This is a genomic window from Flavobacterium davisii, from assembly GCF_019565505.1.
In the GTDB taxonomy this organism is placed as follows: domain Bacteria; phylum Bacteroidota; class Bacteroidia; order Flavobacteriales; family Flavobacteriaceae; genus Flavobacterium; species Flavobacterium davisii.
Genome location: NZ_CP067378.1, coordinates 2,755,620 through 2,774,546 on the forward strand (window position 1 = coordinate 2,755,620; position 18,927 = coordinate 2,774,546).

23 protein-coding genes and 1 pseudogene are annotated in these 18,927 nt (G+C 31.3%); 10 read left to right on the forward strand and 14 right to left on the reverse strand.

Features of this window, described 5'->3' with window-relative positions; genetic code table 11:
• Positions 1-707: 707 nt before the first annotated feature.
• The 3 genes from JJC05_RS13120 to rplS form a co-directional block, all read right to left on the reverse strand.
• Complete coding sequence (locus JJC05_RS13120) at positions 708-1,070, reverse strand: hypothetical protein (protein WP_235877582.1); 363 nt, start codon at positions 1,068-1,070, stop codon at positions 708-710.
• 39 nt (positions 1,071-1,109) lie between these two features.
• Positions 1,110-2,432, reverse strand: coding sequence for a Shedu immune nuclease family protein (locus tag JJC05_RS13125; RefSeq protein WP_127822768.1), 1,323 nt, complete (start codon positions 2,430-2,432; stop codon positions 1,110-1,112).
• Positions 2,433-3,611: 1,179 nt separating this feature from the next.
• A complete protein-coding gene (gene rplS / locus JJC05_RS13130; RefSeq protein WP_014166550.1) occupies positions 3,612-3,962 on the reverse strand; it encodes a 50S ribosomal protein L19 in 351 nt (116 codons plus the stop codon).
• A gap of 691 nt (positions 3,963-4,653) precedes the next feature.
• Here rplS and JJC05_RS13135 point away from each other — a divergent pair.
• The 6 genes from JJC05_RS13135 (at position 4,654) to JJC05_RS18450 (ending at position 9,402) form a co-directional block, all read left to right on the forward strand.
• Complete coding sequence (locus JJC05_RS13135) at positions 4,654-5,280, forward strand: phage tail-like protein (RefSeq protein WP_235877584.1); 627 nt, start codon at positions 4,654-4,656, stop codon at positions 5,278-5,280.
• Positions 5,258-6,295 (forward strand): hypothetical protein, encoded by a 1,038-nt coding sequence (locus JJC05_RS13140; protein ID WP_235877585.1) that lies wholly within the window; start codon positions 5,258-5,260, stop codon positions 6,293-6,295. Before JJC05_RS13135 ends, JJC05_RS13140 begins: the two co-directional genes overlap by 23 nt.
• 288 nt (positions 6,296-6,583) lie before the next feature.
• A complete protein-coding gene (locus tag JJC05_RS13145; RefSeq protein ID WP_235877586.1) occupies positions 6,584-7,930 on the forward strand; it encodes a phage tail-like protein in 1,347 nt (448 codons plus the stop codon).
• Positions 7,915-8,190: a hypothetical protein gene (locus JJC05_RS13150; protein ID WP_235877587.1), complete on the forward strand. Its 276-nt coding sequence runs from the start codon at positions 7,915-7,917 to the stop codon at positions 8,188-8,190. The genes JJC05_RS13145 and JJC05_RS13150 overlap by 16 nt, the downstream gene beginning before the upstream one ends.
• A gap of 397 nt (positions 8,191-8,587) precedes the next feature.
• Complete coding sequence (locus JJC05_RS13155; RefSeq protein ID WP_309597334.1) at positions 8,588-9,274, forward strand: SDR family NAD(P)-dependent oxidoreductase; 687 nt, start codon at positions 8,588-8,590, stop codon at positions 9,272-9,274.
• The gene (locus tag JJC05_RS18450) at positions 9,268-9,402 is read left to right on the forward strand and encodes a hypothetical protein (RefSeq protein ID WP_309597335.1); all 135 of its coding nucleotides are present in this window, start codon (positions 9,268-9,270) and stop codon (positions 9,400-9,402) included. Before JJC05_RS13155 ends, JJC05_RS18450 begins: the two co-directional genes overlap by 7 nt.
• Positions 9,403-9,460: 58 nt before the next feature.
• Here JJC05_RS18450 and trmD read toward each other — a convergent pair whose 3' ends face one another.
• The 5 genes from trmD to JJC05_RS13180 form a co-directional block, all read right to left on the reverse strand.
• Positions 9,461-10,138 (reverse strand): tRNA (guanosine(37)-N1)-methyltransferase TrmD, encoded by a 678-nt coding sequence (gene trmD, locus JJC05_RS13160; RefSeq protein WP_235877589.1) that lies wholly within the window; start codon positions 10,136-10,138, stop codon positions 9,461-9,463.
• Between the two features lie 74 nt (positions 10,139-10,212).
• On the reverse strand, positions 10,213-10,482 hold the full coding sequence (locus tag JJC05_RS13165; RefSeq protein WP_235877592.1) for a DUF1569 domain-containing protein: 270 nt from the start codon (positions 10,480-10,482) through the stop codon (positions 10,213-10,215).
• On the reverse strand, positions 10,470-10,655 hold the full coding sequence (locus JJC05_RS13170; RefSeq protein WP_235877594.1) for a hypothetical protein: 186 nt from the start codon (positions 10,653-10,655) through the stop codon (positions 10,470-10,472). Before JJC05_RS13170 ends, JJC05_RS13165 begins: the two co-directional genes overlap by 13 nt.
• Positions 10,656-10,709: 54 nt before the next feature.
• Entirely contained in the window at positions 10,710-11,507 is a 798-nt protein-coding gene (locus JJC05_RS13175) for a class I SAM-dependent methyltransferase (RefSeq protein ID WP_235877596.1), read from the reverse strand.
• A gap of 2 nt (positions 11,508-11,509) precedes the next feature.
• The gene (locus JJC05_RS13180; RefSeq protein WP_105196054.1) at positions 11,510-11,968 is read right to left on the reverse strand and encodes a GNAT family N-acetyltransferase; all 459 of its coding nucleotides are present in this window, start codon (positions 11,966-11,968) and stop codon (positions 11,510-11,512) included.
• A gap of 49 nt (positions 11,969-12,017) precedes the next feature.
• Between JJC05_RS13180 and JJC05_RS13185 the strand changes: the two are divergent.
• Positions 12,018-12,948: pseudogene (locus JJC05_RS13185) on the forward strand (peptidylprolyl isomerase).
• A gap of 174 nt (positions 12,949-13,122) precedes the next feature.
• Positions 13,123-13,344, forward strand: a complete 222-nt coding sequence (locus JJC05_RS13190; RefSeq protein ID WP_235877598.1) for a c-type cytochrome — start codon at positions 13,123-13,125, stop codon at positions 13,342-13,344.
• Positions 13,345-13,597: 253 nt separating this feature from the next.
• On the opposite strand, the gene JJC05_RS13195 is transcribed toward JJC05_RS13190, so the two are convergent.
• Positions 13,598-14,002: a 2-dehydro-3-deoxyphosphooctonate aldolase gene (locus JJC05_RS13195; RefSeq protein WP_309597336.1), complete on the reverse strand. Its 405-nt coding sequence runs from the start codon at positions 14,000-14,002 to the stop codon at positions 13,598-13,600.
• A gap of 286 nt (positions 14,003-14,288) precedes the next feature.
• Here JJC05_RS13195 and JJC05_RS13200 point away from each other — a divergent pair, with 286 nt between their 5' ends.
• Both JJC05_RS13200 and JJC05_RS13205 read left to right on the forward strand, forming a co-directional pair.
• Positions 14,289-14,846, forward strand: coding sequence for a YeeE/YedE family protein (locus JJC05_RS13200; RefSeq protein WP_088392923.1), 558 nt, complete (start codon positions 14,289-14,291; stop codon positions 14,844-14,846).
• A 4-nt stretch (positions 14,847-14,850) separates the two neighbouring features.
• Positions 14,851-15,264 (forward strand): DUF6691 family protein, encoded by a 414-nt coding sequence (locus tag JJC05_RS13205; RefSeq protein ID WP_105196051.1) that lies wholly within the window; start codon positions 14,851-14,853, stop codon positions 15,262-15,264.
• Positions 15,265-15,537: 273 nt separating this feature from the next.
• Here the strand turns inward: JJC05_RS13205 and JJC05_RS13210 are convergent, their stop codons facing one another.
• The 5 genes from JJC05_RS13210 to yhdJ all read right to left on the reverse strand — a co-directional run bounded on the left by JJC05_RS13210 (position 15,538) and on the right by yhdJ (position 18,740).
• Positions 15,538-15,948, reverse strand: a complete 411-nt coding sequence (locus tag JJC05_RS13210; RefSeq protein WP_235877599.1) for an energy transducer TonB — start codon at positions 15,946-15,948, stop codon at positions 15,538-15,540.
• Positions 15,949-16,058: 110 nt separating this feature from the next.
• Positions 16,059-16,373 carry a hypothetical protein gene (locus JJC05_RS13215; protein ID WP_235877601.1) on the reverse strand — a complete coding sequence of 105 codons (315 nt, stop codon included), beginning with the start codon at positions 16,371-16,373 and terminating at the stop codon, positions 16,059-16,061.
• A 393-nt stretch (positions 16,374-16,766) separates the two neighbouring features.
• The gene (locus JJC05_RS17575) at positions 16,767-17,921 is read right to left on the reverse strand and encodes a hypothetical protein (RefSeq protein WP_240668915.1); all 1,155 of its coding nucleotides are present in this window, start codon (positions 17,919-17,921) and stop codon (positions 16,767-16,769) included.
• Positions 17,857-18,192, reverse strand: coding sequence for a DNA methyltransferase (locus tag JJC05_RS17580; protein ID WP_258929054.1), 336 nt, complete (start codon positions 18,190-18,192; stop codon positions 17,857-17,859). Before JJC05_RS17580 ends, JJC05_RS17575 begins: the two co-directional genes overlap by 65 nt.
• On the reverse strand, positions 18,105-18,740 hold the full coding sequence (yhdJ, locus tag JJC05_RS13225; RefSeq protein ID WP_258929055.1) for an adenine-specific DNA-methyltransferase: 636 nt from the start codon (positions 18,738-18,740) through the stop codon (positions 18,105-18,107). Before yhdJ ends, JJC05_RS17580 begins: the two co-directional genes overlap by 88 nt.
• Positions 18,741-18,927 lie beyond the last annotated feature (187 nt).

Here is an 18,927-nt window from a genome sequence, read left to right on the forward strand (position 1 = left end):
TGTGATTTTGGGAAAATTATAGGGGAGAGTTTAGGAGTTTGTATGTTTATAAGTTTATGGGTTTATTTGTTTCAGGTTTCAAGTAGCGGTTAGTGGGGTACTATTACCTAATGGCTATTGCCTTTTTGCTAATTTGTTTCAAGTTTCAAGGTCGGTAAAACGGAAACGCTTGGTACTATTGCCTAATGGCTATTGCCTTTTTCGCTATTTTGTTTCAAGTTTTAGATAATGGGTATTTTTCGGAGCTATTGCCTAATGGCTCTTCACTCTTTTCTGAATTCTAAATTCAAGTTGTGGTTTGGGTGAATACTTAGTACAATTCCCTAATGCCTTTGTGCTAATTTCTCTTGTTGTTACCAAAAGTATGTTTTTAGGATTGTCTCCTTGAGGTGACTATAGGGGTGTTGAAGTATTAGTTAAAGATAAAAGTTTGCAAGTGCAAAACAAACTTTAAATAGGCTTTTAACTGCATATGGCAAACTGTATGTTAGCAGTGGTTATTAATTGTATTCAATTTCAAAACTAAAAATACCTTTTTGCAATAAATCTAGATAATTAGTATTTAATGAATCTATCCAAGTATATAAATCATTAGAAAAGCTATTAATCCATACTTTAAATTCTTTTTCGCATTCAAAAAAGAATTTTCAAAATTTAATAAAATATTATTTTCTAGTATGTCAAAATTGATATAATAACTTTGAAATTCATTTCCCCTTTTTAAAAGAAACGTCAAAGATACCATTATATCTATTTAATTTAGCTATTTCAAAAATTTGATAACTTAATTCTAGAGAAATACTGTCAGAATTTATTTTTTCAAAATATGTTTTTAAATGAAAAGGGATGTTTCCTGATAAATAAAAATTGAATCCATTTTTCACACCATATTCATGAAGATTTATCAAGCAATAAAATTCAAATGTGTTAGTTATTAAAATCTTTGATTTTTTATTTATTCCACCTCTTTGATGTTCTGGTTCAATTCTAATTAGGAATGATTCATCAAGTTCTAACCCATTTTCGGGTTGGATACTTATAATTCTATTTTTGAAGTTTATATTTTCCAATTTTGATATAATTACTGCCTATTGTGTGAAGTAAAAATATTAATCTTCAACTATATCTATATTTTTGCTTAACAATGAAGTAAAGGTTTTTAAAAGTTCTAAACATTCATCATATGTCATTATTCTTAAATTACTTTGATTGTTTCTGAATAACTCAAATGAGCGTATCATATCTTTAGATTTAAGTGTACTTAAATTTCCTATTATTAATAAAGATTGAACGTTATATGCTTCAATATTTCTATCTTCAGCATTTTTTATTAGGTTTGAAATATCAGTTTCTAATTGGTATTTTTGAGTTAATAACTGAGTTATAGAACCCGATAAATTTTTTGACGGATTGTAAACACCTGTATTTCTATATGGTGTTTTATCTAGTAAGGATGTGGTTGGCGTTTTTATTTCTATAATAAAAGTATTATTTGTTAGTTTATTTTTGTGGAGAAAGTCTGGATATTGTCCGTTCGAATTATCGAATGATTTACCACCAACATATGCCTGATTTTTAAAAGTAACAAATGGAGAACCTGAAAAAAAAGTTAGAAGTAAAGGATTTTGTTCAAAAAATAATTGATAAGCAGATTCTTGATGATTTCCTTTTATTTTTTCTTCAAATTCATTCATTAATACAGTCAAGTAACTTAAATCAGTAGTGTCTTTTAATTGTGATAAAGTATTTTTATCACCATTTGTAATTTTGGAGTAATCAGTATTTCTCAATACTTTATAAATTACATCTTTTCTTGAGGGTATTTTTAAATTAGGAAATTTTTCAGAATCGATATAAGTAAAAATATTGTCGTGAATAAAAGACTCTTTAGCAATTTGCCCTTCTCTGTAGAATAATTCCTGATTTCTGTCTAAACCTCTTCTAATTTTGTCAAAATCAGAATGGTTAATAATTAATTCGTTAGAGTTTAATGAAGTTTTATTACCCTCTGAAATCCTTATCTTTTGACAATCCTTACAATATTTTTGAATTGTATTTAGTAATATCTTATATTTTTTTTCTAAGCCTAGTCCATAAGCTATCGTTTTAGTAAATCCTTCGGGTAAACCATAAACACCATATCCACCAGAATCTAATTCATCAATTTCAATTTCTAAGTCCTCAAATATAAATTCTTTAATGTCATATTTTGGTTCGAAATAGTAATAAGATTCAATTATGGTGTTTATAGGTCTTATAATGGTTACATTATTTTTTTTATTAATCTCAACTATTATATGACTTAAATTTTTACTTTCATTAATTATTTTACATTCAATAGTATTATCCTTTTTTTCAAGCACTAATTTATTATCATTAGTTTGATTCCCTAAATTACTAGTGTCTAATATTTCTTTTAAAATGTCTTTCAATGATGTTCTGTTTTTAGTTTATTTCGCACAATTCACAAATATACGCAACACATTTTTATTTATACAAATAGTTTTATAAACTATGTCCTAGTGATAATTTCAAAATAAAGTGATTCTTTTTAGTTTATCATTACTAAAGTAAAAAAATGATTTATAAAAAATTATTGAGCACAATATTTTTAATAAATCCGCTTTACACTTCAATCTTGTTTTAGACGCTTCGTGCCTCAGCATGACATACTGGGAGGATATTAGTTAAATGTTTGTTTAGCGGTAGTTGGTTTTAAGTATCTGTGTCATTCGGTAGCTGTTTTTTTACCATAGCTTTGATAACAATTCGTGCCCATTCGTGAAATTCTTTATATCACAATGTTCATCTGTGTCATCGGTGAACATTTGTGTTTTTTTTAAAATTAAATTGTTCTAATTTGTGTGTAATTTGTATTAGTTGAAGGTTTATACCCCTATAGTCCCCTCAAGGGGACAATCGTAATAAGGAAATTTTTAAGTGTTTATGTGGGTTTTGAAATTGTTATTGATACTGTAATTGCAATTTTTTACCACAGCTTCGATAACAATTCGTGCCCATTCGTGAAATTCTTCTAATCACAATGTTCATCTGTGTCATCAGTGATCCTCTGTGTTTTATTTTAAAATTAAATTGTTCTGTATTGGGTGTAATTTGTGTTAGTTGAAAGTTTTACACCCCTATAGTCCCTCAAGGGGACAATCGTAATAAGGAAAGTTTTAAGTGTTTATGTGGGTTTTGAAATTGTTATTGATACTTACAATTGCAATTTTTTACCACAGCTTTGATAACAATTCGTGCCCATTCATGAAATTCTTCTAATCACAATGTTCATCTGTGTCATCAGTGATCCTCTGTGTTTTTTTAAAATTAAATTGTTCTGTATTGGGTGTAATTTGTGTTAGTTGAAAGTTTTACACCCCTATAGTCCCCTCAAGGGGACAATCGTAATAAGGAAAGTTTTAAGTGTTTATGTGGGTTTTGAAATTGTTATTGATACTGTAATTGCAATTTTTTTGCCTCAGATTCACAAATTCGCTAATAATTTGTGCTAATTAGTGTTATAACAATGTTTATCTGTGTTTAGTTTTGAGTCTTTTAAAAATAAAAAAGCCCCGAATTTCGGAGCTTTTCTATTGGTTAAAGAAAGATTATTTACGGCTTTCTTTGATTTTAGCTTTCTTACCAGTAAGGTTTCTGAAGTAGAAGATACGAGCTCTACGAACTTTACCTTTTTGGTTAACTTCGATTTTTTGTAACGCTGGCATGTTGATAGGGAAGATACGCTCAACACCTACAGCTCCTGACATTTTACGGATTGTAAAAGTCTCAGTTGCACCAGTACCTCTTCTTTGGATTACTACTCCTTTGAAGAACTGAGTTCTTGTTTTTTCACCCTCTTTAATTTCATAGTACACAGTGATAGTATCACCCGCTTTGAATGAAGGAAAATCATTTTTTGCAACTAATTCGTTGTTTACGAAATCTAATAAACTTGACATTTTTATAGAAATTATAAGTTAAAACCTGAGCAACATGCACGATTCTCGCCAGAGGTTGGTCAAATTAGAGCGCAAAGATAATTATTATGTTTTAAAATGACAATTCTATTTATAAAGAATTTGTTTTCAATATATTTTGAAATGTATTGATGTGAGGTTGATCAATTTAATGATTAAAGTCCAATTAGACCTTCTATTTTTACTTACTGATAAAGATAACGTTGCGTCTAACGCAGATCCCGTATTAAACTTTGTGCTGAAGATGAAAAGGCAAAGGTAATAAAGATATACGGCAATTTTTTACTGTAGATGTGGAAGAAAAGGTATAATTTAATCTGTTCTTTGTCTCTTCGATCAGAGGTAGAAGTCATATTATCCATAATTATGTCTTTTCTCGTTGTATACAGGATAGATTATGTATTTTTAAGAGAATCTAATTGAGAGTAAAAAAGGATATTTTTAGATTCAAAGGTCTTTATTATTTGTAATAAATTCTTAATGAATAATCCGGGTTTGATACAGAATTTGAGTTGAAAAAAAGGGGGCTAAAATTTACGGATCTAACCAATTAAATTGTGGTTTTTTTTATATATTATTGATAGATAGGTTGATATGTTGTTAAATATTGTTTTTTTTTACGTGTTTTATGATATGAAAAAGTATTTTTGTGGTATAATTTAAAAATTGCTATATGTATACAAAATTACTTAAAACATTATTATTGTTTATTTCAATCTCTTCTTTCGGTCAAGTAGGAATAGGAACAGAGTCTCCTAGAGGAGCATTGGAGATAAATTCTTCAACCAATGGTTTTTTACCTCCTCAAGTAGCTTTAACTTCTTCAAATTTATCAGCTCCAGTAGTTAATCCGCAAGGAGGAGGTGCACCTGTAGCAGGTACTATTGTATATAATACGGCAACGACAGGAACAGCTCCTAATAATGTGGTACCGGGTTTTTATTACTGGAATGGATCCAGTTGGTTGTTGTTAACAAGTCAGGCTACTTCAGGTTCTTCTCAGTGGACATTAACAGGTAATGCAGGTACCTCTGCGTCAACTAATTTTGTGGGTACTACAGATGCTGTTGATTTTGTAACCCGTACTAATAATACCGAAAGTATGAGAGTTACAAGTGCAGGCAATGTAGGGATTGGGTCTAATAGTCCATTAAGTAAACTTCAAGTTAACAATGGAGGAGCGGCAGTAAGTGGAATTTCGGTAAGAGCTTTAGCTGATTGGGACGCTGTTTCTATCTCTCATGATGGGAATACAGGTTATATTAACGCTGCGGGTGTTGAAAACGGTCTTGCTTTTTAGAACCAATTCAACGGCATCAGGAGATTATTTGTCAAATGCTTATACAGAACGAATGCGATTGTTGAATAATGGGAATCTAGGAATCGGAACGGATTCTCCAGCAGCTAGACTCGATGTTTCGGCGGGGGTTACAGGAGTTCAAACCGTTTTGAATACGACGGGTAATATTAATGATTTTTTCCAATATAATGTTCAAAATACCAGTACTGGTAATAAGGCTCAGAGTGGGTATTCTGCTACAGCTAATAATGGTACGGCTACTACAGGTTTTGCTTGGATGGGGATTAATAATTCAGGATTTAATTTTCCTACGGCTTATAACATCGGAGGAGCAAATGATGTGTCTTATATAGGAAGTGGACAAGATATGCACATAGCCAATGCAAACAATACAAAATCTATAATTTTTTCTACAGGAACAGCTTCAACTCCTTTTTTTAATGAAAGAATGAGGATTACAAATGCAGGAAATGTAGGAATAGGAACTAATAATCCTACAACAAAATTACATATCAGTAGTACTACTTCTCCAGCATTAAGAATCGCGGATGGAACTGAAGGAAGTGGCAAAATGCTTGTTTCAGATGCAAATGGTAATGCAACTTGGCAATCAAGTAATCTGCCTTTAATTTCCGCATTTCAAGGTATGGTAATACCTATATGTGCTAATGTATCTGTTAATTCAACGGGTTCTTTTACAACAACTATAAGTGGAGTAAATACTACTGTAACTTGGACTGTTTTGTCAAAGCAAACTTCTAGTGCAAGCTTTCCGATATATGCAGAAAGATTGCAGGTTAGATATAATTTTTCGCCACAATTACCATTTGTTCCAAAAGGAATTATATTTAACGCGCTTAATAATAGTGGATATCCCGATACGTTTTCTTTAAATTATGCGGCAAAATCGCAATCTTCTATTACGGTTAATATAACAAGAAATGACACCCTTGGAAATGGAGCAGTATCTTGCTGGGCAGGTCAGTTTTATTTTGATGTTATGGTTATGAATTAAATTATAAAAACAGCTTTATTGGCTGTTTTTTTATAGTTATTTAAAATAAACAAGTTGTTACTTTTCTTGAAAAAGGAAATAAAAGTTGAACTGAATTAAAGCGAAAGAGATGTTGAAAATAAAGAATAGGTTCTTTTTTGTAATACTTTACTTATGTAATGTGTTCATTGATAGTTTTTTGTGTTTTATAAGGTTAAAATTAAAATTATTTGATGTGTTTTTATTAAAATATGTATATATCATAATTTTTAATGGTTATTTTTGTGAAATATTAAAAAAAATAATTGTATGGGCATAAGATTGTTTAAAACGTTGTTTTGTTTGTTTGTTTCAGCTTATTCTTTCGGTCAAGTAGGAATAGGAACAGAGTTTCCTAGAGGGGCATTAGATATAAGCTCTTCTACGAATGGTTTTTTACCTCCTCAAGTAGCTTTAACCTCTTCAAATTTATCAGCTCCAGTAGTTAATCCGCAAGGAGGAGGTGCACCTGTAGCAGGTACTATTGTATATAATACAGCAACCACAGGGACAGCTCCTAATAATGTGGTGCCAGTTTTTTATTACTGGAATGGATCCAGTTGGTTGTTGTTAACAAGTCAGGCTACTTCAGGTTCTTCTCAGTGGACATTAACAGGTAATGCAGGTACCTCTGCGTCAACTAATTTTGTGGGTACTACAGATGCTGTTGATTTTGTAACCCGTACTAATAATACCGAAAGTATGAGAGTTACAAGTGCAGGCAATGTAGGGATTGGGTCTAATAGTCCATTAAGTAAACTTCAAGTTAACAATGGAGGAGCGGCAGTAAGTGGAATTTCGGTAAGAGCTTTAGCTGATTGGGACGCTGTTTCTATCTCTCATGATGGGAATACAGGTTATATTAACGCTGCGGGTGTTGAAAACGGTCTTGCTTTTAGAACCAATTCAACGGCATCAGGAGATTATTTGTCCAATGCTTATACAGAACGAATGCGATTGTTGAATAATGGGAATCTAGGAATCGGAACAGCTTCTCCTACAACTAAACTTGATGTTTCGGCGGGTGTTACAGGAGTTCAAACAGTCGTAAATGCTACAGGTAATATTAATGATTTTTTCCAATATAATGTTCAAAATACTAGTACAGGTACTCAGGCTCAGAGTGGGTATTCTGCCACAGCTAATAATGGTACGGCTACTACGGGTTTTGTCTGGATGGGGATTAATAATTCAGGATTTAATTTTCCTACGGCTTATAACATCGGAGGAGCAAATGACGTGTCTTATATAGGAAGTGGACAAGATATGCACATAGCCAATGCAAACAATACAAAATCTATAATTTTTTCTACAGGAACAGCTTCAACTCCTTTTTTTAATGAAAGAATGAGGATTACAAATGCAGGAAATGTAGGAATAGGGACAGCAACACCTTCCAGAAGATTAGAACTTAATTCAGGTGCTTTAATGACTCCTCCAATTCGCTTAACACAGCAAAGAGCCAGTGTTTCGGCAACATCTACAACAGGTGATGGAACAAAAAATTTGGTAGTTGATAATAATGGGGATTTAGTTACAAAAGTAAATGAAAAAGATATACGCCTAATACATGTACGTGTGCAGGCGCATTTCCATACACTTTGCCTGCTGATTTAACAACTTATGAAGAGTACGATGCAAATTGGTCAGGAAATAGTCAATCTAATACGACTTTAGCCGATTTTATACTTCCAACAGTTGCTAATGCTATTACAGCAGGACATAAATATGGTGATGTAGTAGTAATTCATAGAGGATCTGCTTATAATGTAGTCATAGGAACTACGAATACGAATCTTTCAAGTGTACTTAGTTTAGCACCAAATACTTCGGTTGGTTTTGCATTAGGAATAGATAAGTGGTACAGAGCTTTTTAAAGAAAAATACGTACCTGTTTTTATACTTATTAATACTTTGAGTGATTTTGTTAGACTCTTTTCTTAAAGGAAATTTGTAAATCACTCAAAGTAATAATTTTCTTCTTAATTATATTTCGGAATAAGATGAAAAGGCAAAAAAATATGCACAGAAATTTTTCTTGCAGATGGGGCTGCCAAAAAACTTTAATTTAGCATCTTGTTTGTCACTTCGATGAAAGGAAAGAGTCAGATTATCAATATTGTGTTATTTCTCTTGTCATATACATGATAAGATTGTGAACTTTTAAGATAAGCTAATTGAGGATAAGATATGCTTTTTTAGATTCAAAGATCTTTTATTTGAAATAAATTTCTAACGTGCAATCTGAGGTTAATTCATAATAAAGAAATAGTAATGTCAAAAATATCATTTAAAAACAAGAAAGTGCTTATTACAGGAGGAGCCTCTGGTATAGGTAAGATAATGGTTAGAAAAGCGTTAGAGCGTGGTGCATCCGAATTAATCGTGTGGGATATAAATGAAGAAGGATTAAAAATTTTAAAAAAAGACCTAATAACCTTTGAGGCTAGATTAAAAGTTTATACCATCGATTTATCTAATATGCAAGAGTTAATGGTATTGGCGGATCGGATAAAACAAGAAATAGGTGTAATAGATATATTAATTAATAATGCAGGGATCATAGTTGGTAAGTATTTTTTAGATCATACGGCTAATGAAATATCTCGTACTTTATTGGTTAATACGGAGGCACTTATGCAGATTACCTTAACATTCTTGCCGGGTATGTTGGCTCAAAATTTTGGAGCTATTTGTAACATAGCTTCATCAGCAGGATTGGTGTCAAGTCCTAAAATGTCCGTTTATGTAGCTTCTAAATGGGCAATTGTTGGATGGAGTGATAGTATTCGGTTAGAATTATTACAACAAAAAAAAGAAGTTGCGGTAACGACTATCATGCCATATTATATTAATACAGGTATGTTTGATGGAGTTCGATCTAGGTTATTACCTATATTAGAGCCAGAAAGAGTTGCTGAAAAAATTATACTAGCTATAGAAAAAGAACGCGAATGCTAGCAATGCCATTGCCTTATTGGTTTATTCGTTTAGCTCAAGGTCTTTTTCCATTATCTATCTATGAGTGGATTATGGGGAAGATATTTGGAATTTATGATGCTATGAATGATTTTAAAGGGAAAAAATAGATAAATAATGCTTTGTGAAACTTAAAAATAAAAAGAGTTCACAAAGCATTTATTGTTATTAATCTTCTAAAAGATCAGGTCTTCTGTTTTTAGTATGTTCGTATGCTTTTTCTTCTCGCCATCTGTCTATATTAGCTTGATGTCCACTAAGTAAAACATCCGGTACCTTCATTCCGTTATATTCAGCAGGACGCGTATAGATAGGAGGAGAAAGTAAATTATCTTGAAAGCTATCTGTTAAAGCGGAAGTTTCATTGCTTAAAACTCCCGGGATTAAACGAATAAGAGCATCACATAAGACAATAGCGCCAATTTCACCACCACTCAAAACATAATCTCCTATAGAAATTTCCTTTGTAATATGTAAATCGCGTACACGTTGATCGACTCCTTTATAATGACCACAAAGAATGATAATGTTTTCATACATAGACATTTTGTTGGCTAAAGGTTGACGTAGCGTTTCTCCGTCAGGCGTCATGTAAATAACTTCATCATAAGTTCGCTCCTCTTTTAATTTGGAAATACATTTATCAATCGGTTCTATCATCATTACCATACCAGCACCACCTCCGAATTGATAATCGTCTACACTACGACGTTTATCTGTAGTGTAATCTCTCAAGTTATGAAAATAAACCTCTACTAATCCTTTTTGGATGGCTCTTTTCATGATAGATCCTTCAAAAGGACTTTGCATAAGTTCTGGTAGAACAGTTATAATGTCAATACGCATTTTGTAATTCAAAAAGTTAAAAACAGCAAAGTTACAAAGTTTCTACTAACTTTAGAAGGTACTTTCTTATTGCATTATACTCCAAATTGTTTTAGGTGATGGTCTAGATGATTCCATTGAAGTTTATTCCAATCTTCATTTGATAATTTACCCCAAAAAGGATGCTGTCTGAGTTGGATAATCTTAGTTCCTTTTTGAAAATTTCTTGTTTTTTGAATTAATTCTAATTTTGTTTTTTCAAAATCATATTTTTCTTTAAAAATAAAAGAAGGAGCGGTAGGACTATTCTTTTTAAATTCGTTTGTTAACACTCTTTTTTTTATTAATCGGCCTAATAAACCCATAAAAAAGGGATTTTTAAAACTAAATCGCCTGTAGCAACATCTATTGGAGCAATGCAATGTTTCATCATCTGATCTACTGTCATTTTGCCCCATAAAGGTTGTTTTTCAGGAGTTAGTTTTTCAATACGACTTATTAATTCTTCATTGTCTGAAGGAATGAATATATTTTTCATTAACTATAGTTTTTTATAATGTTTGTATGATAGGTTATTTTGTAATCTAAAAACTTATATTTTGGTAGCAGTTAGGCTAAATAGCATTGGAATTTTGTTTTCTAGGTGCCTAATTCTAAATTTACCTTTTTCAAATTCTTCGGTTTGGTTAAAACAATTGTATGGAGAGTAATCGTATTCATCAAAAGAATTGACTTGGAGGCCATTTTTAATTAGTGCATTTAGTACCTCTGATGTTGGATGATTCCATGATATGGTTTTAGTCTCTATTTCTGAATTGCGATCACCATAAGTTCCTTTTTCTTCTTCAATTATAGTTTCTGTATTAAAGTAATTATATGCTATTTCTTTAAAGTTATTGTCAAACATCCAAACAAAAGGATGAAATTCTACAAAAATAAATTGACCATTAGGTTTTAGGAAATCAGAAATTATTTTAGCCCATTTATCTAGATCAGGTAACCAACCAATGGTTCCATAACTAGAAAAAATAATATCAAATTTTTCATTAATATAATTGGGTGTTTCATACACATCACAACAAATGAATTTAGTATTTAATCCCAATTGGGAATTAAAACTTTGAGCCGCTTCTATTGCCTTATCAGATAAATCAATGCCTGTTACTTGGGCTCCCATTCGTTGTAAAGACATAGAATCTTGACCAAAATGGCATTGTAGATGTAAAATACTTTTATTTTGAATGTTTCCTAAAAGCATTAATTCGATATCATTTAATGTGGATTTACCACTTAAAAAGGAACTGTTTTTATAAAAATCAGAATTAATATGAATAATTGTTTTTTCGTTCCAAGTTTTTCTGTTTATTTCTAAATAGTTTAATTTTGTCATAGTTATAAGTTAAGTTCCATTTGTATATCAGCTCTTGTGTAATCAGTTTCTTCTAAAGGAACTTCAATAAAATTAAAATTTCGGTATAAATTAAGAGCAGGAATTAGTTTCGTACTTGATAAAAGAAATATTTTTTTTGCTTTTTGAGAAATAGCATAATCAATGCAAGTACGCATTAATGAAGAACTTAATTTCATTCCTTGAAAATTTTTATCCACAGCCATCTTTGCTAGTTCGTAAGTAATAGGATCCGTTTTAATCATTGCTACGGTGCCTACAACTTGATTGTTAACCAAACAAAAAAAGATAGTGCCGTCTTTTTCAATAATATCTCGCTCTATGTTTTCAAACGTAGCAATATCGTGTGGTTCTATGTAAAAATATTCTTCTAGCCACGCTTTATTAAGTCGAATAAAATCTTCTTTATATTTTGAATCATAGCTAATTATTTTGATGTCCATTTGAATATAAAATTGTAATTTTGTTTCTCAAATTTAATAAAATAAAGTGATGCAAGACGGTATTTACGCAAAATTTAATACTTCCAAAGGAGCTATTCTAGTGAAATTAACACATGACTTAACTCCGGGAACTGTAGGTAACTTTGTTGGTTTAGCAGAAGGGAATCTAGAGAACTCAGTTAAATCGCAAGGTCAGAAATATTATGATGGATTAAAGTTTCATCGTGTTATTCCTGATTTTATGATACAAGGAGGATGTCCTCTGGGTACAGGAACAGGTGATGCAGGTTATAAATTTGATGATGAATTTCATCCTTCATTAAAACATGATGCTCCCGGTGTGTTGTCTATGGCTAATGCAGGTCCAGTACTAATGGTTCTCAGTTTTTTATTACACATGTTGCAACGCCTTGGTTAGATGGTAAACATACTGTTTTTGGTCATGTTGTAGAAGGGCAAGATGTCGTGGATCTAGTTGTACAAGATGATGTAATGGAATCGATTGAGATTGTTCGTGTAGGAACTGAAGCGAAAGAATGGAATGCTATTGAAGCTTTTCGTACTTTTGAAGGAGCTCGTGAAAAAGAATAGCAGAAGCCAAACGTTTAGCTGAAGAATCAGTAGATAAGTTATCAGCTGGTTTTGAAAAGACAGAAAGTGGTTTACGTTATAAAATTATCCAAAAAGGAGAAGGTAAAAAAGCAGAAAAAGGGCGTACAGTATCAGTGCATTATCAAGGCTCTTTAGAAAATGGTCAGGTGTTTGATTCTTCTTATAAAAGAAAACAACCTATAGAATTTCCATTAGGAAAAGGCTACGTAATAGAAGGTTGGGATGAAGGGATTGCTTTGTTGCAAGTGGGCGATAAAGCGCGTTTTGTAATTCCTTCTTATTTAGGTTATGGAGATAAAGGGGCAGGAGGGGTAATTCCACCAAACGCTACTTTAATTTTTGATGTAGAATTAATGGATATTAAGTAAAAAATATATTTACATAGATATATTTTAAAAATCCTACCTTGAAAACAGGTGGGATTTTTTATATTTACCCAAACTAAAAAAAATAAATATGTTTAATAAAAAAATAATAGGATTTATTTGTTTAGGCGGAATCCTTTTTCGTGCTCCAAAAAAGTAATATCAACTTCTTCTACTGTGCAAAATAATATAGAAACAGCTAAGATAGAGCTTCCGTCAGAAATTGCAGAAGGAAAATCTTTATATGAAAATAATTGTGCTAAATGCCATAAGCTATTTCCTGTGTCAAAGCATGATAAAGCAGGTTGGGTTAAAACAGTAGACAGAATGGCTCCAAAAGCTAAAATTACAGAAGCACAAAAAACACTAGTTTATAATTATCTAACTTACGGGATGTAGTGTGTTAGATTGTTAAAACTATAAAGGAAAAGCTGTTTATGAAATATTCACTTAGTTTAATCAACTTCAGAAAAATCCTATAATTTATTTAGATAAATAAAAAATACAGAATGTTGGTTCTCCATTTTTTTACTTGAGGTTGATTATATTATAAAATCAATACAATATTTTTAAAACAGCTTTTTTAATAGAATAAAAATGTTATTTCTTAGCTGAAAAACCTACAGGAATCATTAATTCACCTCTTTCAAATTTATTTAAATATAAATTCACAGGTTTTGACTGTCCGAGGATATGTAATTTCATAAATATCTAACATACCAGCTCCTATATCTGCCCTGTTAGTAGGGAAAGGGCAGCAAGACTCTATAAGTTTATATGAAATATTTTCTCCTTTTGGACCTGCTAAAGCATTTAAAAAACGTTTTTGGTTGTTTTCCCCATCTTCTATTGAGGTAAATCCTACATTTACAGGATAAAACTCAGTAAAAGCATATTTTTTGTCTGTAGCATTTTTCGTTATAATAAAACTGTTCTGTTTTTCATTTAATGAAGGACCTGCCACATTATTATCTATATTACGAATAGTATTTCGTGTGCTAATACAACTGTTTAGGAACAAAAAGCTTGTCAGGAATAAAAAATATAGTTTTTTCATTATTTGAATTTTTATACAAATATAAAAACAAAAGCGCATAACAAAAGCGCTCTTTTTATTTAAAAGCTTTGTTTTTTTGAAAAAAATAAGCTTAATTTTGTACCGAAATTTTAATTCAAGCTTAATTGTTTGAGTATAGATATTTCTTTTTCATTATATTGGTTGGGTTAATAAAAGAGTTATCTTAAATTTCATAAAGAGCACCTCAAAAGGGTGCTTTTTGATTTTTGCAACTTCTTCTTTGTTAATTTGTCATTTCTGTTATTTTTGCATAAAAATAGAATCAATGGAAATTTTGACACAAACTTGGCATTGGGCAATTTCAGGTATGTTAATTGGTCTGGTTATGTTATTGTTGACTTATTTAGGAAAGACTTTTGGAATGTCTTCAAATTTAAGAACAATATGTTCAATAACGGGAGCCAAAAAGACTGCGGAATATTTTAATTTTGATTGGAAAGAACAAAAATGGAATTTGGCGGTGGTATTAGGATCTATCGTTGGAGGTTATATAGCTTTTCATTTTTTAGGAGGAACACATAATGTAGAAATCAATCCTGAAACTATTGTACAATTACAAAAAATGGGGATTGATGCCCCTAATGGTAAATATTTACCAGATTTACTATTCAGCTTAGATTCTGTATTAACTTATAAAGGATTCTTTTTGCTATTACTAGGTGGTTTTTTGATTGGATTTGGAACACCTTATGCAGGAGGGTGTACTTCAGGTCATGCTATATCAGGATTGAGTAATTTACAGTTACCTTCTCTAATAGCTGTAATTGGCTTTTTTTTAGGAGGGCTTATCATGGCTCATTTTGTTTTACCTTTACTTTTTTAAATATATGAAATTACTACGTTTTTTTGCAGTTGGATTGCTTTTCGGAATAGTTTTAACAAAAGCAGAAGCGGTGTCATGGTATCGTATTTATGAAATGTTTATGTTTCAATCATTCCACATGTATGGTATTATTTCAGTAGCTATTTTAGTAGGTGTATTGGGTATACAATTTATTAAGAAAAAAGAAATGGCAGATATTGAAGGGCAACCTATTTTAATTCCAGATAAAAATATTTCTATAACCCGTTATCTATTAGGAGGGATTATATTTGGATTAGGTTGGGCTTTAGTAGGGGCTTGTCCTGGTCCTATTTTTATATTATTAGGAACTGGAATTCCTGCTATTTTTATAGTTCTTTTAGGAGCTTTGTTAGGAACTTTTCTATATGGGTTGTTAAAAAATAAATTACCTCATTGATTTTGCTATAACAATATTTTTTATCAATTATATTATAGGGTTATGGAGTCTTATTTATAAAACTACAAGAACCTTTTCTATTCATCTTTTAAAATGTATGAAAAAGAGGCTGTCCGAAAAATAAAATCAAGGCAACGTTGTTACTCCAGCGTAAGGAGAAGGTCTTATAATCAATATTATTTGATTTGATTCGCTTGTTCGAGCAGAGCTCTAGATTCTTACGCTGGTTGAAATGATAAGCCTACCATCTTTTTGGACAGCCTTTTAACATTATTAATTAATCTGAATGGTAATAGGTAGTGAGTATTGAGTTCTAACGGCTTGACCTTGATAAATACCGAGTTCCCATTTTGTTTTAATTGATTTAAGAACACGTATAGCTTCCTTGTCTAAATCAAAACCAGGACTTCTAGGAACCGATATATTGGTAATGCTTCCATCTGGTTCTACTACAAAATAAACCAATATTTTAATAGTATTGCTTTCTTCTATTTCAGGTGTCTGAAAACGGCTACTTACAATTTTTATAAAAGCATTTATGCCTCCCGGAAATTCGGGACTTTTCTCTAAAATACCGGGAGTTAATGGTGTTTCTGGAATTGGAGGAATAGCACTAATAAAAGAAGGAGTAGACTCGTTAGTATTTCCTTTCGGATCACCAGCTATATTTCCCTGTAACGCCAATGAATTTTCTGAAATGTTTTTGCCTACATCATCAGGTTTTGTTAAATTGTTTTCAGTTGTTTCTGTAGATTTAACAACTTTTGGATTGATTAAATCATAAGTTTTAGGAGCTATAATGTCTGCTTTTCTAATTTGTTTGAGTTGTTTTTCAATTTTTTTTTGTTCTTCTTTTTAGGTAGATGAACCTCTGTAATGATGATGTTACCTAAATCATTAGAAGGGCAGATGATGGGAGGTTTCTCCTTAAACGAACTTAAAATGATAGGTAAAATGGCAATGCCTGTAAGAAGGAAGAGGCCACTTAAAAAAGCTTTAGTACTAGTACTGTTATCTTGTTTACGTAATTGATAAGCTCCGTATGCTTTGTTTTTACCTTCAAAAACAAGTTCTAGCCACTCACTGTTGTTTATATTTAATTTTGACATAATTTTTTGGTTTTAATAATATGGAAAAAATAATTTCTGCAGAAATTATTTTTTTATATGAAATAATTATGCCAAAAAAACATTTATTTGTTTGAATTTTATGTTTTTTTTTAAAATATTTATGTTTTAAACCCAGATTAAGCTTTTACTAGACCTTTAAAGTATGATAAAAACGTAATTTTCTTTAATGACCATAAAAATCAATTAAAAATAGACTTAAAAAAAAGAGACCTTAATTGCCTCTTGTATAGCTTTATATTTTTACTTCGTAATTCCTATAGTGAACGTAATATAATTGGGAGCCTGTCCAGAGTTTGCAAAGGATTCAATAAAAGTTTCATTGTTGGCTTCTTCGATGCCCAATGGAAATCTTAGCTGTTATGTGCCGTTCTTCTATTCTTCGTCATCGTCTGTGTCCGAGTCGTCATAATTAAATTCAACCTTACTTTGTAAAATTATTTCGTCAAGTATAGGTTTTAGATACCCTTGTTGATTTGCGATATTAAATCTCTCACGTAAAGTTTGTATATTGATTACTTCTTCAATGCAACTCATATATTTCTCGACGATAGATTTTATTGAGTAGGTTTTGTTTGCATTGTCTTTTATTTTTTGAAGTAAATTTTCTGTGCTTTCTTCTGATTTGATTACAAATGAAATCGGATATTTTTGAATTTTGTCAATGTCAAGGAAATATTTTTTAAAGTCTATTGTTTCAGTGACTTGAAAAAATCTACCTAATGGCTTCATTACAAAATCAATTCCACCATCGTTTGCATTTGTTCTACCTGTTTTATATAACTGTAAGGATTCAGTTGTTAAATTATCCATCTCAAATCCCCAAATAATGTTTTGGTTGTGATAATGGAATTTTAAAATCGAATAGCTCACGATTTCAAATAGTCTAGCATCAACATTTGGGGCTAATAAACCAATAATAAAATCTTCAATGTTCTTAGTTTTATCTTCTTCAAACTTTTGAAGTTCTTCACAAGCTTTAATAAAACTCATAAAAGCTTCTTGCTTTGCCGCAAAATAGGAGTTGATTATCTCAATTACCGCTTTTGCAATATTCTGTTCTTTTACTCGAAGTAAGTTCTCATTAATCCAATATTTTTTTGTTTCAAGATTTCTAATAACTGGAATGAGTTCAATTTCTTCCTTAAAAAACTTCTCAAATTCTGAGTTTACTCTATTGTTGAAAGAGTGGTTTTGAATTTTTTTGCAAAATGGCAATTCGGTAGCTCTCGATTTTATTGCTGTGAAAGTCGCCCCATCATAATCTTTATAACTGTCATTTATATCGAATCCTTTTAAAATGTAATCTTCAATAAGAACATATAAAACTGCAAGAGGGTGAAAACTCCCCCTTGATTTTGATCCTTTATTTGCCGATCTCGTTTTTAAATTTATGTAGCGAATCAAATAGCTATTATTGAATACATCTTCAGCTAAATCTCCGAAGTGACTTTGTAAAACTTGTTTAATGTTTTGCGTGAATATGTGTTCCATTAGGTTCAAATAATGTTTGTTGATTAATGTTTGCAATCTTTTGTGTTTCAAAGGAGCGAATTTCTTTTTCTAATTTTTCGCCTTTAAACTCATTAGCTAACTGTAATCTCCGCAAACCGATTTTTACATACTCGTCTTGAAGTTCTATACCAATGGAATTTCTGCCAAGTTCTTTTGCAACGAAGCAAGTGGTAAATGTTCCCGAGAATGGGTCTATAACTAAATCTCCTTCGTTTGAACTTGCTTTGATAATTCTTTCGAGTAAAGCGATTGGTTTTTGTGTCGGGTGATTTTCGTATTCATCCATACGATAACGAACCCTTGCAAACTCCCAAACATTACCGGAACTTTCTCTGAATTGTAAACTGTTGGAACTGCTTTGCGATAGTCAATAAGTTTACGTTTTGCTCCTGTTTTGGCTTCTACTAAAATGTCATTCGTGTTAAAGGTGTAGTTGTTTTTGTCTTTTACGCAAAACAAGATTGGCTCATACATCGAACCGTAGTATTTTTTAGCTTGAACACCGGAACTGTCGTAATACCAAACAAGTCGGGAAAGTATGTCTAACTTTTTGCGAAGATAAATGTCGAAAAATGGCATAAACTGTGTCGCTGTCATTACATAAAAACTACCGTTTGGTTTAAGTTTTTGTATGCACAAGTCTAGCCATTCGTAACACCAGTCAAGGTAGGCTTCTTCAGTTTTCCACTTTTCAATGTGTCCGTTGAAGTTTTTGCCAATGTTGTAAGGTGGGTCAGCAAAAATTAAGTCAACAGAGTCGTCAGGAAGTGTTTTTAATGCTTCCAAAGCGTCTCCGTGAATAATTTTATGTTGTTCGTTTCCTAATATTTCCATTTTCAAATTCAATTAAAAGGCGTTTCAAATTTAGTTAAAATAACAGGTCGTTCGAATGAAAGTTGTCTGTTTTTGTTTACAGTCATTTTGTTGTAGCACGGTCTTTTAGAATGGTGCATAAGGTCAGTCTGTGAAAAAATCTCAGAAGATCTTCAAATATAGCTGAAATATTTTCATAAAATGTCGT